Below are 16,819 nucleotides of genomic sequence, written 5' to 3' on the forward strand. Positions count from 1 at the left end.
GATGTGCGTACCTTTCGAAGAGATCAGGCGTTTTCCCGGCGGCCCGGCTCGAAGACCAGCTCGACGTTCTCCACGCCCCAGGTCAGCCCGAGGTGCTCGGTGATCTCCACGCCGTCGGCCAGCCGGAACTCCGGGATCCGCCGGTGCAGCTCGGTGAAGGCGATCTTCAGCTCGAGCCGGGCAAGGTGGACGCCGATGCAGCGGTGCGCGCCGAGCCCGAACGTGAGGTGCGGCTTGGGCTGCCGGTCGAACTTGACCTCGTCCGGGTCCTCGAAGTACTTCGGGTCGCGGTTGGCCGCGCCGAGCGGGCAGTGCACCCGCTCCCCCTTCGGCAGCTCCAGGTCGCCCACCTTCGCCGATTCGGCGGCGACATTGCGGGTCGGCACAGCGGGTGAGGACCACCGCAGCAGCTCCTCCACCGCCGGCTCCAGCTTCTCCGGCGAGGAGAACATCTCCGCCCACTTGTCCGGGTTGCGGCCGAGGTAGGCCATGCTCTGGCCGAGCACGCTCTGCACCGTGTCCAGCCCGGCCAGCATCATGACCAGGAACAGGTCGAACAGGTCTTCCAACGGGATCGGCGCGCCGTCGATCTCCGCTTCCAGCAGGTGACTGGTGATGTCGTCGGTCCGGTTGGTCCTGCGTTTCTCGATCAGCTCCATGACGTAGCCGTGCACGCCTGCGCTCGCCTCGGCGCGGGCCTTGTCGGTCTCCTCCTGCGGCGCGCCGGGGATGCCGTGCAGGAAGATGTCGACCCACTTGGTGAGCTTCGCCGCGTCCTCGAGCGGCCAGCCCATCAGCGCCATGAACGTGGTGCCCGGGTATGGGAAGGCGAACTCGGGATCGAAGTCGCAGCGGCCCCTCTCGATGAAGTTGTCGATCAGGTCGTTGGCCACCCGCCGGATCCGCGGCTCCAGCTTGGCGACCGCGTCCGGGGAGAAGAACGGTTCGAGGATCTGGCGGTACTGCCGGTGCAGCGAGCCGTCGATCTCCAGCGGGATCATCCGCTTCTGCCCGAACGCCTGCGAACCGTCGGGCATGTTGGGGAAGCTGATGAAGCCGCGGTTGTTGCGCCGCAGCACGCTGCTCATGTCGTCGTAGCTGGAGAGCACCCAGAAGCCGCCGTCGGCGGAGAAGCTCACCGGGCACTTCTCCCGGCGGTCGGCCAGTTCGGCCAGGTGCTCGGCGATGGTGGTCTGCGCGTAGACGTCGTAGTCGCGGCGGTGCTGCTCGCGCAGCTGCTCGATGGTCTTGTCCATTGTGGTCACTGCCCTTCGCCCATGATGCCCTTGGCCGCCTGTTCGGTCATCGTTTCCCGCCAGTTGTCGCCGAACGGGATCGCGACCTGGGCGAGCGTGCCGCCGTCGGTCACCGGGATGCTCACGCCCGACATGTACATCGACTCGTCGGAGGCCAGGAACAACGCGGGATAGGCGTTGTCCAGGATCCGCGGCGGGCGCGGCAGCTTGAGCGGGATCGGCGAGTGCTCCGGGATCCACTCCGGCGCCATCTCCTCGTGCGACTTGCCCAGCACCGGCGCCTCCGGCGGCAGGATGAAGTTCGCCGACATGCCGTGCGTCGGGCAGATCGCGTTGATCCGGATCCCGTACTTGCCGATCTCCCACGCCGCGCAGATGCGGACCAGCGCGTTGATGCCGCCCTTGGCCGCACCGTACTGCGGGAAGCCGGGGTAGCCGACCAGCGAGGCCGCCGAGGAGGTGCAGATGATCGAGCTGCCCGCCGGGCCGTCCGGGTTGTTCTTCATCGCGCGCACGGCGTGCTTGACGGCGAAGAACACGCCCTTGAGCACGACGTCGTGGGTCTCGTCCCACTCCTGTTCGGTGATGTCCTCGAACGGGGTGAGCCCGAAGCCCTTCGCCGGGATGCCCGCGTTCGCGAACATCACGTCGAGCTTCCCGTACTGCTCGACGGTAGCGTTGACCGCGGCTTCCACTTCGGACTCGACGGTGACGTCGGCCTTGACCGCGATCGCGTCCCCGCCGGCCTCCGTCACCAGCGCGACCGTCTCCTTCGCCCGGGACTCCTGGATGTCGGTGACGACGACCTTCGCCCCCTCCTGCGCGAAGAGCTGAGCCGAGACCCGGCCGAGGCCGGAGCCCGCACCGGTGATCATCGCCACCTTGTTCGCCAGACGCATCGTTGCTGTCCTTCCTGGGGTTCTCAGTTGCGGGTCCACTGCGCGCCGAGCAGCCCGTAGGGCCGCCGCGCCGGGTCGGGGTCCAGTGCTGTGTAGAAACTCTTGGTGCGGGTCAGGTCGTCCAGGGCGGCGGTGCCGTACTGGGCGCCGATGCCGCTGGCCTTCCAGCCCTGCATCGGCGAGTCCGACACGCTCGCCATGCCGTACTCGTTGATCCAGACGGTGCCCGACTCGATCCGGGCGCCGATCGCGCGCGCCGCGACGAGGTCGGAGCCCCACACCGAGGCCGCCAGCCCGTAGCGGGTGGAGTTCGCGATCTCCACGGCGTGATCGACCGAATCCGCGGCCAGCACGGTGATCACCGGGCCGAAGGTCTCCTCCTGGGCGATCTCCATGTCGGAGGTGACGTCGCGCAACACCGTGGGCACCACGTAGTAGCCGCCCTCGGGCAGCTCGCCCAGCGTCCGCGCCCGTCCGGCGATCTTCGCGCCCTGGTCCTGCGCCCGGGCGATCATGTCGTGCACTCGCTTGGCGGAGGCGGCCGACACGACCGGGCCGACGTCGGTGTCCGGGTCCGTGGCCGGTCCGACGCGCAGCGCGCCGACCAGCGCGGCCAGGCGGTCGCAGGCCTCGTCGTAGCGGCTGCGCGGCACGATCAGCCTGCTGGTCGCGACGCAGATCTGGCCGGCGTGCAGCACGGAGCCGAACACCGCGCCGGGCAGGGCGAGCTCGAAGTCGGCGTCCTCCAGGATCACCGCGGGCGACTTGCCGCCCAGTTCCAGCTGGAGGCGCTTGAGGGAGGCGGCCGCGGTGGCCATGACCTTGCTGCCGGTCTCGGTGCTGCCGGTGAACGAGATCCCGGCGACGTCCGGGTGCGCGACAAGGTGCTGCGACGGCGTCACCCCGCCGTTGACGATGTTCAGCGACCCGGCGGGCAGGCCGGCCTCGGCCATCACCTCGGCGAACAACCGCGCCCCGACCGGCGCCAGGGGCGAGGGCTTCACGACCACCGTGTTGCCTGCCAGCAGTGCCGGGATCGCCTTCTGCCCCACCACGTACATCGGCACGTTGAACGGGGTCAGCGCGGCGATCACGCCGAGCGGTTCGCGGTGCACCTCCCACTGGCCGAGGAACACCGACGCGTCGATCGGTGCGGCCGCGGGGCGTTCGAGGTAGGGCGCCAGCTTGGGCCACTCCCGGAACAGCATCGCGGTGCCGGCGACCTGCAGGGCGGCCGACATGCGGACCGCGCACCCGGTGTCCGCGGCGAGCAGCCCGGTGAACTCCTCGGCGCGCCGGTCGACGATGTCGGCGGCGCGGTGCATCAGCGCGACCCGCTCGGCCAGCGGCGTCTCGCGCCAGGTCCGCCCGGCTTCGACGGCCGCGGCGACCGCGGCGTCGACGTCCCCGGTGGAGCTGTCGGCCAGCTCGCCCAGCCGCAACCCGGTGGACGGATCGAAGAACGGTGTGGTCCGGCCGGCCTGCGCCGGGGTCCACGAGTTGCTCACGAAGTTGAGCACATCCACGGGCGTTTCCCTTCGTCCTCGTCGACTCGGTGCCCGATCCTGACACAACTATGCAATCTTATCAAGGATTAGAAGTATTCGACCGAGCTGCTATAGACGTATAAGATTGCAAGGATTAAGGTGCCCGCAGGACTGTCGATCGGCGGAGGATCCAGTGCAGAGCACACACGACGAGGTGGACCTGAAGCTCCTGGTGAGCCGCAAGGAGACGCTTGCCGAAGGCGTCGTCCGCCTCCACCTGACCGACCCCGGCGGCGCGGCGTTGCCGACGTGGACCCCGGGGTCGCACATCGACCTGCAGTTCGGCGAGGACCTCGTCCGGCAGTACTCGCTGTGCGGCGACCCGGACGACACCGGCACGTGGCAGGTCGCCATCCTGCGCGAGCCGGACAGCCGCGGCGGGTCCGCGTTCGCCCATGAGCACCTCACCGAGGGCACGCAGATCGGGGTTCGCGGGCCGCGCAACCACTTCGAGCTCGCGCCGGCCGCGAACTACCTGTTCATCGGCGGCGGCATCGGCATCACACCACTGGTTCCGATGGTCCGCGAGGCCGAACGCGCCGGCGCGAACTGGCGCCTGCTCTACGGCGGGCGGACGCGCGGGTCGATGGCGTTCCGCGACGAACTGGCGGCGCTCGGCGACCGGGTGAGCATCCGCCCGCAGGACGAGACCGGACTGCTCGACCTCGCCGCGTTCCTCGGCGAGCCACGGCCGGACACGGCGGTCTACTGCTGCGGGCCGGAGCCACTCCTGCAGGCGGTGGAGCAGGCGTGCGAGCGGTGGCCGTCGGGCACCCTGCACGTCGAGCGCTTCGCGCCGAAGGAGATGGGCGAACCGGTGCGCAGGGACTCCTTCGAAGTCGAGCTGGCCCAGTCCGGACAGGTGCTGACCGTGCCCCCGGAGAGGTCCATCCTGGAAGTCCTCGAGGACGCCGGCCTGGACGTGCCGTCCTCGTGCCAGGAAGGCACCTGCGGCACGTGCGAAACCGTCGTGCTCGGCGGCGAACCTGATCACCGCGACTCCTTGCTCACACCCGAGGAGCAGGAGGCGAACGAGACCATGATGATCTGCGTGTCGCGCGCGAAGTGTGCTCGCCTGGTCCTCGATCTCTGACGACTCTGTCTAACGGACAGTGTCCGTTAAGTTGTAGGCTCGCGCAATGGCCCAGGGCAGGCAACCTCAGGACGAATTGCGCGGCCGGATGCGCGGCAGCACCGACGCACGCGCCCAGCGGACCAGGAAACGCCTGGTCAACGCGTTCCAGGAGCTCGCAGCCGAAGGAGGTGCCGATGTCACGGTCAAGGAGATCGTGACGCGGGCGGGCGTGAACAGAACGTCGTTCTACGCCCATTTCCCGGACCTCGACGCGCTGGCCGTGGCTGCCACCTCCGACCTGTTCGACGTGGTCGCGGTGGCCGACGCGGCGAGCCGCCCGGGCGACCCCGCACAAGCCAGTCTGGATTCGCTCCGCGCGGTGATCGAGTATCTCGCCGAGCGGGCCACCGTCTACGAGCGACTGCTGGGCTCCGGCGCCACACCGTTCTTCACCGCCGTCGAGGACGCGTTCACCGAGCGGAACCGCCACACCCTGCGGGGCGTTCGCGATCTTCCGCCCGAAGTGGACGTGGACGTGACGGCGCGCTACGTCGCCGCCGGCGTGATGGGCGTGATCGCGCAATGGCTGCGCGACGGCCGCCCGGTGAGCGCCGAGGCGCTGGCCGTCCGCCTCCGCGACGTGCTTCCCCCCTACCTGATCGCCCGATGAGTTCCCCGTCCCCCGAAGTGGAGCAACGATGCACACTGAGCAGTCCGGCGCGCGCAGGCGCGCGAGCACCGCCGCATTCGCCGGCTCGGTGCTGGAGTACTACGACTTCAGCCTGTACGCCTCGGCGGCCGCGACCGTTTTCCCGAGGGTCTTCTTCCCCGGCGCGTCCCCGTTCCTGGCCACCATGCAGTCCGTGGCGACCTTCGCCGTCGCCTTCCTCGTCCGCCCGATCGGCGGTTCGATCCTCGGCAGCATCGGAGACCGCTTCGGCCGCCGGCGCGTCCTCGTCTTCACCCTGCTGCTCATGGGGTTCGCGACCGTCTGCATCGGACTCGTGCCCGGCCACGGCACGATCGGCTGGCTGGCCCCGGTCCTGCTCGTCGTGCTGCGCATCCTGCAGGGCATCGGCGCCAGCGGCGAGTTCGGCGGTGCCACGCTGGTGGCCGTCGAGTTCGCCCCGGACCGGCGGCGCGGGTTGCTGGGTTCTCTTCCCGCGGCCGGGGCGTCGTTCGGCGGCATGCTCGGGACGCTCGCGCTGCTCGCCGCGTCGTCGGCGACCACCGGCGAGCAGTTCTTCGCCTGGGGCTGGCGGATTCCCTTCCTGCTCAGCGCCGTGCTCGTCGCCTACGGGCTGTGGGTCCGGCTGCGGCTGCCGGAGACGCCCAGCTTCCGCGAAGCCGACCAGGAAGGCCGCACCGCGCGCACCCCGATCCGGCACATCCTGCGCCACCAGGCCCGATCGGTGCTCGCGATCATCGCGATCGTGACCGCGCAGACCGGGTTCGGCTACTTCTACCTCGTGTTCGTGGTCTCCTACGCCGGCACGCACGTCGGGTTCTCCCGCACCGAGACGTTCACCGGACTCCTCGTCGCGCAGATTTCATGCGGCCTGCTGATCCCGGTGTTCGGCTGGCTGTCCGATGTGGTCGGCCGCCGTCCGGTCATCACCTTCGGCATGGTGGCTTCGGGCGTGCTGGCGTTCCCGTTCTTCGTCTTGCTGCAGCCGGACTGGCCGTTCGGGCTGTGGCTGGCGATGTTCCTGGGCAACGGTGTCGCGGCCTCGGCGATCGTCGCTCCGGCCGGCACGCTGGTGACCGAGCTGTTCTCGACCCAGTACCGCTACAGCGGGATGGGCCTGGCGCGCGAATTCGGCAACATGCTCGGCGCGGCCTGCATCCCGCTGCTCGCCGTGCAACTGGCCGGTGTGGACGGGGAGACGACGGCGCTCAGCGTCATGCTCGTCGTGCTCGCCCTGGTCGGCCTGACCGGGGTGGCGATCACGCGCGCCGGCCACGACACCACGTCGCAGCCACGAACCCCGAGTCGGGACAGGTCAGCGCTTCCCTCAGCGGAACGCTGAGCAGGCACAGATCGGCGGGCGCCCCGGCGGTGACGCGCCGGGGCGCGCCGCCGGGGTCGGACAGCGGGGCCAGGTAGCCCTCCAGCGCGCGCTGCGCAGACACCCGTTCGAATTGGCCCAGTTCGCGACGGGCGGCAGCTGCGATGGTGCGCCACGGGTCCACGTCCGCGAAGGGCGCGTCACTGCTGGGCGCCACCCGGAGGCCGGCGTCGAGCAGGCTGGCATAGCGGTAGAGGTCGGCGTGCTCGTCGGCGGGGATGTCCCGCCGGTACTCGGGTTCGCGCTCGGTGACGAACCCCGGCTGGGTCACCACCACGGGATTGATCTCGGCGAGCAGCGGGATCGCCTCCGCACCCACGATCGCGGCGTGCTCGATCCGGTCGCCGGGGATCGTGCCCACCTCGCTCAGCACGCCCAGCGTGACGACCAACGACTCGCGGGTGACGGCGTGGATCGCGACCGCCCGGGCCTCGGCGTGCACCCGCGCGACTTCGTCCCGCAGGGCCTCCCAGTCCGGTGGCTCGTGGTCGGGGCGCAGGATCTTCCACGGCCCCACCTCGAACCCCGGCGGTAGCCGGGCACCGGTGGGAACCCCCAGAAGGCGCACCCGCTGCGGCAACGCCGTCAGCAGGCGCACCGTGTCCTCGGACAGCCGCGGCGTCGCGTCGGTGACCCCGGTGATGCCCACCGCGGCCAACCGCCTGCCGACCACCGCGAGATCCGGCGGCGGCTGCGACCCTCGCAGCTCCTCGTCGGCACGCCAGAGCCGCCCGTCCGGGAACCGTTCGGTCAGCCCCGCCTCGGCCAGCGCAGGGGTGTTGAGCATCCACAACGCCCCGCCACGGTGCTGCACCCGCACCGGCCGGTCCGGCACGAGCCGATCCAGCGCATGCCGGTCGAGAATCCCGGCCACGCTTTCGTGGTAGCCGATCCCCCGGACCGGTCCCTCGGCCGCGCGCAGCACCCGGGCGAGCCCGTCGAGATCACGCACCTCCGGCGGGCCGCAGCGCACCGACGACGCCGCGGCCGCGAGGGACAGCAGGTGGAGGTGGTGATCGTGCAGCCCCGGCAACAGCGCCCCGCCCCGCGCCTCGACGACCTCCTCCCCCGGCTCGGGCCGCAGGTCGCCCAGCTCCGCCACCTGCTCCACCCGGACGCGGACGTCGGTCAGGCGCCCCTCGACCTCGGCCCGCCGGATCAGCACGACGCCGCCCGCTCGTCGCCCGCGCACGCCGCGCGCTGAATCAGCACCGCGCCCCCAGCTCGGCCAGCACCCGTCCGGTGTCCGCACCCAGCTCCGGCGCCCGCCCGGCCGGGGTGCGCGCCACCGGAGCGGCCACCTCTCCCGGCGGTCCCGGCTCCCCCGGCAACTCCAGGGTGGCCGCGATCTGCTCCCGCAACGCCAGGTCCGCCAGCCACGTCCCGCCGGCCATCCGGCAGGCCACCGCGACCAGCGCCGCGTTCACCCCCGTCACCGGATCCGCGATCGCGTCCCCGACCGGCGACGGCACCCCGGTCACCGGATCGAACGCCAGCAACCCCGCCGCCAGTGCCGCGTCGTCTCCGAACCCCGGCACGTTCGCCCACGGCCCCGTCCGCCCGTATGCGGTGATGCTGATCCACACTTTGTCCCGCGCCCGCGCCAGCACCTCGTCGGCGTCGATGCCCAGCTGCCGCAACGCCCGCGGCCGCGACCCCTCGATCACCACATCCGCCGCCTCGACCAACCGCGCCAGCGACGCCCGCCCCTCCGGCGACCCGAAGTTCAGCGCCACCGACTCCTGCCCCGCGTGCAGCAGGTCGTAGAACTCCCGTTCCCCCGAGCGGGCACCGTCCGGACGGGACAGGCTCTCGACCTTGACCACCCGCGCCCCCGCCAGGGTCAGCAGGTGCCCGCACAACGGCCCCGCCCACAACGCCGACAGATCCACCACCAAGGTCGGCGGCAGAAATCCCCGCCGCGTCCCCGGCCCGCCAGTGAGCACGAACGGCCGCACCTCCGGCACCTGCCCACGCGCGATCAACTGCTCGTCAGGCCCCGAAGGCAGCACCGCGAACGGCAACCCCAGCAACCGGGCCCGCTCGGCCAGCTCGCTCGCCGTTCGCCGCGCGACCACCTCCTCCAGCACCGGGTCCGCATCCTCCAGCCACGCCGGGAGCAACTCCTCATCCGATGGCCGGGCCAGGTTCAGCCCCACCCAGGAGTCAGCAGCCCGCAACACCCGGAACGCCCCGCGCGGCGCTCGTGGCGCGTCGCGGCGCAACCCCATGATCGCGGCCCGCTCCGACAACACGCCCACGCCCGGCAGCGCCACCGGGCGTCCCGCCTGCGCGCAGAGCGACTCGAGCGCCAGCAACGCCCCACGCACCGCGCTGGCCGCCTGGCCCGGCGGCAGCACCGGATCGCCGTCCCGGGTCCCGGTCAGCGCCGTGACGCCGGAGGCCGCCCAATCCGCTGCCGAGCCCTGGTTCTCCGCCTCGCAGACCACGGACGCTCCCAGCCCGCCCAGCATCCGCGCCGCATGCCATGCCGCCGCCCCGGTGCCGGGCACGCGCAGGCGCATACCCGCCAGGGGAAGAAGTCCTCGCACCGGGACATCGTCACACACATGTCGCAGCGCCACCGGTGTTCCGTGCGGTCCTCCGTCCGCTTGCGAAGGGATTCACCACGCATGGGAAACGCTCGTTCAGACCCGGGGATGCGACCCATGAGCAGAGTGAGCTGGATCGCAGATACTCATATGTCCAATAGTCGGTCATCCTACTCCCGTTACTGGCCTACCCGCCCCCTGCGTCGAGATCCCACCTCAGTGATGGGCAACCGTGTCGCTGGCCGGCCTCGTTGAGCACGTCGTCAACTCCCTGCACAAGCTCATCCCGCCAATTCATGGCCTCATCCTCGCTCATCGCGACGGGGTAAGCCTCTGCTGCTCGTCGGCCGGGCTTTGATCCCGGTGCCGCCGGAACGGTGCGGCGAGGGTGGGCAGGATGTGCCGGCGGTTGCGGACGAGCGCGGCCAGGGCGAGGACGGCGTAGATGCCGCACAGGGGCCGCGTGTAGACGCCGCGCGGGTGTCGAGTTGGATGAGGCTGCCGTGGAGCACAGGAGCTCCTGATGACGAGGGCACGCGGGCGAAACGGCCGCGAGCCGGAATGTCCTCCGGTGGCGCTCACCAGCCGCCGCGCAGCGCGAGCAGACGGGTCTGCAGCTCGAGCGTGAAGCGCTGCACGGGGTCGTCGAGGTCGACCCCGCACAGCGCTTCGATGCGCTGGAGCCGGTAGCGGAAGGTGTTGCGGTGCACCTGGAGCTCGGCGGCGGCGCGGGTGGCGTCGCCGCCGGCGTCGAACCAGCACCGCAGTGTGTCCAGGTATTCAGCGCCGCGCGGCGACCGGTCGCGGCGCAACACGTCGAGTGCGCCGGTGAGCAGGCCGGGATGCTCACCGGCCAGGTCCGCCAGCTCGGTCATCAGCACGTGCGGGCGCAGGTCGGCCAGATCGGCGGTGACCGGCGCGGGCCGCGCGGCCAGCACGGCTACGGCGTGCCCGAGAGCCCCGCGTTCGGTACGGACCTCTTCACTGCTGCCGCACGGCCGGCTGACGCAGGCCACCAAGGGCACCCCGGCGCTCGTGGAAGCACGCCGCCGCAGGCGCTCGGCGAAGCCGGCCGGGCCCGGGCCGGGCGCCGCGGGGAACAACACGAACACGAGGTGGCCCAGTACCACGGTCGCCGTGCCGGGGTTCAACATGCGCGCGCAGCGTGCCAGCGCTCCTTCGAGGTCCGGGGTGACCGCGAGTGCGCCTGCATGGGCGCCGAGGCTCGTGAGGTGCCACCCCTGGGTGGCAGGCATACCGAGCCGCTCGGACAGCGCTTCCAGCGACCCCGTGCCGGTGAGCAGCCCGCGCAACAGCTCGGCGCGAATAGCGTCTTCGTCATCGCGCCCGGTGGGCTCGTCGATGAACCAGGCCGCGGCGGCCACCGACAACTCGCTCAGCACCCGCGGCGCGGCCCCGGGCGTGTCCGGACCGGGCGCGAACAGCACGTACCCCCCGACCACCCCGCCGACGCGGATCGGAGCGGCCCACCGCGGTCCCGCCCCGGGTACGTCGAGGCGTGCCACGCCGCGCACCCGCGCGAGCTGGGTCCGCAACGCCGCCGGGACGCGCCGGGCGAGGATCGTCTCGCCGGTAAGGTCGTCGACCGCGTCCCGGCACCCGAAGGCGAGCACGCGCAGGGCGGCGTCGGTGACCACGACCGCGCCGTCCAAGGCGAGAGCCGCGCTCTCGGCGAGTTCGTAGAGCCCGCCTGCGGTGGGCGTGGCACCGCGCGCGCCGAACCGGGTGCCGTGCAGCAGGGACCGCACGAGTGTGCCGATCTCCGCCCAGCTGACCCGGTCGTCCGCCGCGAGCACCGGCACCCCGGCCCGTGCGGCGGCCGCCGTGACGTCGCACTCCGGAGGCAGGCAGCCTTCGCGCACGACCACCGCGGCGGCGCCCGCACGACCGGCCTCGGCCACTGCCGCGGCGAACTCGGGCCCGGTTCGACGGGGCAGCAGCACCAGCTGATCCCGGCCCGGTGCCGGGGTGGCGTCCCACCTCGTGACCCCCTTCAGCGGCCGGTCCAGCCCCGAAGCCGGCGCCAGCACGCTGAACCAGCCACGCCGCGCGCCGACGAGGAGCGGCAACCGGATCACCGCTTCCACGGGGGTAACCGGTGCTGCCGGCCGATCCTCAACCGTCGTCATCGGACCGCTCCTTCCGTCCACGCCGGGTCGCGTTGGCGTAAGGCTAAGGACCGAGCGGAAGGCCGTCAGTGTGCTCATCGCCCTGCCCGGACCGCTCGGCAGGGCGATGAGCACCCCTCAGGCCAAGGCTCGCAACCTGGGCAGGAGGTCCTTGCGGGCCAGCTCGAGGAACCGGGCCTGGTCGCCACCGGGAGCGTGGAGCACCAGATCGGTGAAACCGGCGTCGACGTACGGCCGGATCCGCGCCACGACGTCGTCCGGGTCGGCGGAGACGATCCACCGGGACGCGACCTGGGTCATCGGCAGCTCGTCGGCGACGCGCTCCATGTCGACGGGATCGGAGATGCCGTGTTTCTGCTCGGCGGTCAGGGACAGCGGCGCCCAGAACCTGGTGTTCGCGACCGCGGCACTGGCGTCGGTGTCGTAGGAAACCTTGATCTCGATGGAACGCACCACGTCCGCGGGCTTGCGGCCGGCCTGCTCGGCACCGGCGTCGACAGCGGGCTGCAACTTCTCCGTGTAGAGCTCCATGCCCTTGCCGCTGGTGCAGATGAAGCCGTCCGCCACCCGGCCGGCGAACTTCGCCACCACCGGACCGCCCGCCGCGACGTAGAGCGGAACCGGTCGCGGCGGCCGGTCGTAGACGGTCGCGTTCTCCGTCCGGTAGTACTCGCCGTCGAAACTCACCCGGTCCTCGGTCCACAATCGACGGATGAGGTCGATCGCCTCGCGCAGGCGCGCGAACCGTTCGCGGAACCCGGGCCACTCCTCGCGGCCGACCGAGACCTCGTTGAGCGCTTCGCCGGTACCGAGACCGAGCACGATCCGCCCGGGGTAGAGCGCGCCCAGGGTCCCGAAGGCCTGGGCCACCACGGCCGGGTTGTACCGGAACGTCGCGGTGAGCACGCTGGTCCCGAGCCGGACCCGTTCGGTGCGCTCCCCCACCGCGGCCAGCCAGGCCATCGAAAACGGTGCGTGCCCACCGCGGTGCCGCCAGGGCTGGTAGTGGTCGCTGACCATCACGGAGTCGAACCCCCGCGCTTCGGCCAGCACGGCCAGCTCGACCAGTTCACGCGGCCCGAACTGCTCGGCCGACGCCTTGTAACCGACGGTGATTCCCGCGGTGTGTGTGTCCATTCCGGAGAGTCAACCGGCCGGACGCGGCCAGGTCATGGTGCACGGTGGCCGAACCTCGGCCCGCCGTTCTGTGCGCGCCGTCAGTCCGGGTCGTCCCAGTCGACGTCGACGGCGCGCGTGGCCAGGTGCACGGCCAGGCGGTCGTCGGGATCGCCGAGGTCGGCGGCCAGCAGCCCGGCGATCCGCTCCATGCGCTGCATGACCGTGTTGCGGTGGACCCCGAGGGCCGCTCCGGCCGCCTTCGCCGACGACTGGCAGTCCAGGTAGCACCGCAGGGTGCGGACCAGTTCCCCGGTCGGGTCGGCCTCGGCGAGCGGAGCGAGCAGGTCGGCCGCGGCACCGCGCAGGGGCGCCGAGCCGTACCACCCGGCGATCAGCCTCCGCGTGCTGCCGGCGTCGATGTGCTCGACAGCCGCGGGACGGTGCGCGGTGTGGGCGAGCAGGGCCGCCCGGCGAGCCTGGTCGGCGGAGCGGCCGATGCCGGCCGTGCCCTCGTGCGCACGGCCCACCCCCGCGCACAGGCGCAGCCCCGGGTGCTCCGCCTCGACGGCGGTGAGCGTCCTCGTGAGCCGTTCCACCAGCGGACCGGGGTCCGCCGCGTCGGCCTCCGCCTCGGTGGTCGACCAGAACACCCAGCCTTCGGCGCGTTCGACGAGCGTCGCGCCGAGGCCGTGCCGGGTGAGGTGTTCTTCCAGTTCCACGCCCAGTGCGGACATCCGGACCGCGGCGGGCGCGGCCGAGACCTGGACCTGCACCGCGGTGTGCCAGCCGGCGAGCCGCCAGCCCAGTGCGCCTGCCCGCTCGACCGTGCGCCGTCCCGGCTCCTCCGGCTGTTCGAGGATTTCGTTGAGCAGCAATGACCGCCGCCGGTGTTCCCGTTCGATCCGGATGGCCTCCCCCGCCACGTGGACCGCGAAGGACAGGGATGCGATCGCGATCGCGCGGCGGACCGGTTCGAGCAGCACCCCGGCGGCCGAGCGGGGCCGCCGCACGGCGATCCAGTAGACCGCCGGCCCCGCCGCGTCGACCTGGACCGGTTGCAGCATCACGTCACCACGGGCGGTCTCGACGATCACGGCCACCGGACGCGGATCGCCCAGCTCCGCGGTTCCGGCACCGGCGGCGAGCAGCGCGTGCACCGCCGGATCGCCTGCCACGAAACGGGATTCGGCGTCGAGGAGGGCGACCGGTTCCGCGAGCATCGCCGCGAGCTGCGAAGTGAGTGCGTTCGCGGTGGCGGGCGGGCGCTGGAAGCGGCGCGCGGCATCGCCCAGCACGCGCAGGCCCGCGATCTCGGGGGCACGGACGTAGGGGTCGAACGCGGTGATCACCCGGGCGGGGACGATGTCCTCGACACCGATGAGCGGCAGCGCCAGCCGGTCGGCGAGGCGGCGGGTGGCGAAGGGGATCGGCCGGGGCGGGCGCGCGGCGATGATCCCGGACAGCCCCGCGCTGCCGGCCAGCCGGATCGCGAGATCCGCCGCGAGGTCGTCGAGGGTGAGCTGCTCACGGCCGAACACCACGACACTGCGCGGCGCGAGCTCGGAGATCTCGCCGACGGTGGAGCCGGCGACGACCCGGCCGACGGGCCGCCGCAGCCCGTCTTCCCCGCCGAGCACCTCGTGGTCCGGGAGCAGGTCGAGGTCCAGCAGCTGGCCGAGGGTGACCGTCGCGGACGTGGTCACGGTGACACCGGTTCCAGGAGCGGCCCGACGGCGGTCACCCGCAGGCGCGCGGCGGGAACCGGGACGTAGGTCATCAACGCCTCCGTCACCGGTGTTTCCCGCAGTGCACGGGGATCGGCGCCCGCCCGGACCGCAGCGTCCCGGGCGAGCCGCCGGGCACGAGCCACCGAGTCCGCCCGCCCACCGCTGCCCTGCCAGAAGATGCGGTCGATCGAACCCGCCGCCTCGGCGGTCGCGGCACCCACCGCCGCCGCGAGATCTCCGTCGGGCGGCCGGACCACGGGGACGTCCGGTGGATCGGGCAGGACGTCCGCCCGCTCGCCGACGATCACGACCGGCATTTCGTCGAACCCGTGCCGCGCCCGGGCGAGCGCCGCGAGCAGCCGGGACGGGAAGGCGTCATCGCGGTGCACCGTGGTCGTCGACGGGGTGCGCAAGCCCGTCCGGACACCGCCGATTTCGCGGCGCAGCCCCGATTCCGGGAGCAACCCGGCGTGTGTCGCGCCGACGATCGCGCGGTCGGCGCTCACCTCCACCACCGTGGCCGAGGTCAGGCCCGCCAGCCGGGCCGCGCCGTGGATCAGCGCCGCCCGCGCCGCCCCGGTGGCAGCCGTGGCCCGGCGGAGCGCGTCGAGCGCGGGCAGTACTGTCCCGTCGCCGCGGACGACGTACAGCTCCACACCCGGGTTCCGCGCCCGCACCGCCGTGCCCAGTTCGCCGATCCGGGCGCGCGCGGTCGCGACCAGTGCGGCGTCGAGCACGGCGGTGTGCTCCCGCTCCAGGAGGCCGAGCGCCTCCGTCGCACCCCCCTGGATCACCGGCGCGTCCGGCCCGAGTTCGTCGGCGATCACGGCCGCGGCGCGCTGTTCGTGCTCGGGGTTCTCCAGCCCGTGGATTCCGGCCACCGCGACGGCACCGACGTTCCCGGCGCACCTGCGGGCGAACCCGGCCACGGCCGCGAGGTCCAGGGGTGCGGAGGCCCGGCCGTCGTACTCGTGCCCGCCGCGCACCATCGCCACCGGTCCCGCGAGCGCCGCGGAGAGGCGGACGGGCCACCCCGCGAGCGGCGGGAGCGCGGTCGCGGCCGGAGCACCGATGCGCAGGACGCCGACGCGGGACCCGGCGATCACGTCGGCGACCGTCGGCTCGGGCAGGATCGCCACGACCCGGTCGATCGCCGCGGTGTCGAGCCCCCCGGCGATCAGCGCGTCGTGCAGCCGCCCCGGCGAGTCGCCGGGACGTCCGCGGTGGGACGACACGATCCGGTTCCGCTCGTCCACCGCCACCGCGCGGGCGGTGACGGCGTCTACGCCCACCCGCAGCCGAGGTCGCGCCGGCGTCGTCATCGCGTGCCCACCGCGGGGATCGCACCGTCGAACCGAACCGGGTCGACGGCGTAGCCGAAGGCGCGGGGACCCACCACCGCGAGTCCCTCGGGCGTGTGCCACCGGTCGTCGACCGGGCTGGTGATCACGTGCACGTCCTGACCGACGGCGAGGTCGACGGTCTGCGTCAGGGCGCCGGTCTCCGCGTCGGCCAGGCCGATCAGGTCGGGCACTGTGGCGAGCACCGTGCCCTCCCGGCTGAGGACCAGGTTCTCGTTCTGGAAGTCGATCCGGACGAAGCCCTCGGGTGTCCGCACGGAAACGACGCCACGGGGCCACCCGTCGGCGGAATGCTGCACGATCTCGGCGACCGTTCCGGTGCACACCAGACGTCCGCCGCAGGCACGCAGGTACGGCTCGTACCCGTCCGGGTGTGCCGGGGAAACATCGGCGAGACCCGCACCGATCCGGGCGCACTCGCTGATCGAGCCGGCCACGCCGAGCCGGGCGCAGTCGCCTGCGGTCACCCGGTACGCGCTGATCAGCGCGACGAGGCCCAGCGCGGGCATGACCGCGCGCACGAGTTCGCTGAGCACGGTGTCGGCGCCGCTGCTGAACTCCGCCACGACCCCGGCGCCCCCGACGACGGTGATGGGCGGCACGGGCAGCCCGGCCAGCCGCAGCAGCGTCATGTCGATCGAGGGCAGGGTGCGGCGCATGAGGTCGACGTCCAGGCACGGCAGCCCGAGTTCGGCCGCGACGGCCAGGGGAACGGCGACGTTGACGCTGCCGAGCTGGACCGGCAGGACGGCCGCGCACTTCCGGCCGGCGCGGGTTTCCACCGCCGACCGGAGGATCTCCGCTTCGGCGGCGCTGTGCGCCTTCTCGATGAGGGCGTGCGGGGTTCCCCCGGACACCACCGGCAGCACGAGGGCGTCCGGCGCGAGTTCGTCCGCCCGCACGAGCGGCACCGGCCCGTGCCGCCGGATGGTCGCGGTCAGCAGTTGCTGCCCCAGGTACGGATCGCCGCCGCCACCGCTGCCGAAGTGCACGGCCCCGTGCACGACGTCGTCGATCGCGGTTTCGGCCACCTGGTCCATACGGGAGACCCTAACCGCCATCGC

The 16,819-nt window shown here is 72.4% G+C and carries 13 protein-coding genes; 3 read left to right on the top strand and 10 right to left on the bottom strand.

The genetic code is table 11. The annotated features are described in order from the left end of the window. Positions 1-23: 23 nt before the first annotated feature. From ACCP09_RS06730 to ACCP09_RS06740, 3 genes are read right to left on the bottom strand one after another with little or no spacing between them, the layout of a single operon-like run. Positions 24-1,256: a cytochrome P450 gene (locus ACCP09_RS06730; protein ID WP_433744059.1), complete on the bottom strand. Its 1,233-nt coding sequence runs from the start codon at positions 1,254-1,256 to the stop codon at positions 24-26. 5 nt (positions 1,257-1,261) lie between these two features. Next, positions 1,262-2,155 carry an SDR family NAD(P)-dependent oxidoreductase gene (locus ACCP09_RS06735; RefSeq protein WP_027929302.1) on the bottom strand — a complete coding sequence of 298 codons (894 nt, stop codon included), beginning with the start codon at positions 2,153-2,155 and terminating at the stop codon, positions 1,262-1,264. A 23-nt stretch (positions 2,156-2,178) separates the two neighbouring features. Beyond that, positions 2,179-3,681 carry an aldehyde dehydrogenase family protein gene (locus ACCP09_RS06740; protein ID WP_433744062.1) on the bottom strand — a complete coding sequence of 501 codons (1,503 nt, stop codon included), beginning with the start codon at positions 3,679-3,681 and terminating at the stop codon, positions 2,179-2,181. A 154-nt stretch (positions 3,682-3,835) separates the two neighbouring features. On the opposite strand from ACCP09_RS06740, the gene ACCP09_RS06745 reads away from it, so the two are divergent. Genes ACCP09_RS06745 through ACCP09_RS06755 form a run of 3 tightly spaced genes read left to right on the top strand, consistent with a single transcriptional unit; the run spans position 3,836 to position 6,807 of the window. Further along, positions 3,836-4,795 (top strand): PDR/VanB family oxidoreductase, encoded by a 960-nt coding sequence (locus ACCP09_RS06745; RefSeq protein ID WP_433744065.1) that lies wholly within the window; start codon positions 3,836-3,838, stop codon positions 4,793-4,795. A 46-nt stretch (positions 4,796-4,841) separates the two neighbouring features. Further along, positions 4,842-5,447: a TetR/AcrR family transcriptional regulator gene (locus tag ACCP09_RS06750; RefSeq protein WP_123686430.1), complete on the top strand. Its 606-nt coding sequence runs from the start codon at positions 4,842-4,844 to the stop codon at positions 5,445-5,447. Positions 5,448-5,475: 28 nt separating this feature from the next. Then, positions 5,476-6,807, top strand: coding sequence for an MFS transporter (locus tag ACCP09_RS06755; protein WP_433744069.1), 1,332 nt, complete (start codon positions 5,476-5,478; stop codon positions 6,805-6,807). On the opposite strand, the gene ACCP09_RS06760 is transcribed toward ACCP09_RS06755, so the two are convergent. The 7 genes from ACCP09_RS06760 to ACCP09_RS06790 all read right to left on the bottom strand — a co-directional run bounded on the left by ACCP09_RS06760 (position 6,725) and on the right by ACCP09_RS06790 (position 16,795). Then, positions 6,725-8,038: an amidohydrolase family protein gene (locus tag ACCP09_RS06760; RefSeq protein ID WP_433744072.1), complete on the bottom strand. Its 1,314-nt coding sequence runs from the start codon at positions 8,036-8,038 to the stop codon at positions 6,725-6,727. The two genes, ACCP09_RS06755 and ACCP09_RS06760, sit on opposite strands and share 83 nt — an antisense overlap. Positions 8,039-8,051: 13 nt before the next feature. After that, on the bottom strand, positions 8,052-9,398 hold the full coding sequence (locus ACCP09_RS06765) for a CoA transferase (protein ID WP_433744075.1): 1,347 nt from the start codon (positions 9,396-9,398) through the stop codon (positions 8,052-8,054). Between the two features lie 578 nt (positions 9,399-9,976). Next, positions 9,977-11,548 (bottom strand): PucR family transcriptional regulator, encoded by a 1,572-nt coding sequence (locus tag ACCP09_RS06770; protein WP_433744078.1) that lies wholly within the window; start codon positions 11,546-11,548, stop codon positions 9,977-9,979. Positions 11,549-11,665: 117 nt separating this feature from the next. Further along, entirely contained in the window at positions 11,666-12,685 is a 1,020-nt protein-coding gene (fgd, locus tag ACCP09_RS06775) for a glucose-6-phosphate dehydrogenase (coenzyme-F420) (protein ID WP_433744081.1), read from the bottom strand. An 80-nt stretch (positions 12,686-12,765) separates the two neighbouring features. Further along, on the bottom strand, positions 12,766-14,370 hold the full coding sequence (locus ACCP09_RS06780) for a helix-turn-helix domain-containing protein (protein WP_378336816.1): 1,605 nt from the start codon (positions 14,368-14,370) through the stop codon (positions 12,766-12,768). Further along, positions 14,367-15,716, bottom strand: coding sequence for a hydantoinase/oxoprolinase N-terminal domain-containing protein (locus tag ACCP09_RS06785; protein ID WP_378336817.1), 1,350 nt, complete (start codon positions 15,714-15,716; stop codon positions 14,367-14,369). The genes ACCP09_RS06780 and ACCP09_RS06785 overlap by 4 nt, the downstream gene beginning before the upstream one ends. Next, positions 15,713-16,795 carry a DUF917 domain-containing protein gene (locus ACCP09_RS06790; RefSeq protein ID WP_433744085.1) on the bottom strand — a complete coding sequence of 361 codons (1,083 nt, stop codon included), beginning with the start codon at positions 16,793-16,795 and terminating at the stop codon, positions 15,713-15,715. The genes ACCP09_RS06785 and ACCP09_RS06790 overlap by 4 nt, the downstream gene beginning before the upstream one ends. Positions 16,796-16,819: the final 24 nt, after the last annotated feature.

This window comes from Amycolatopsis sp. 3B14 (assembly GCF_050958625.1).
Lineage (GTDB): Bacteria > Actinomycetota > Actinomycetes > Mycobacteriales > Pseudonocardiaceae > Amycolatopsis_E > Amycolatopsis_E thermoflava.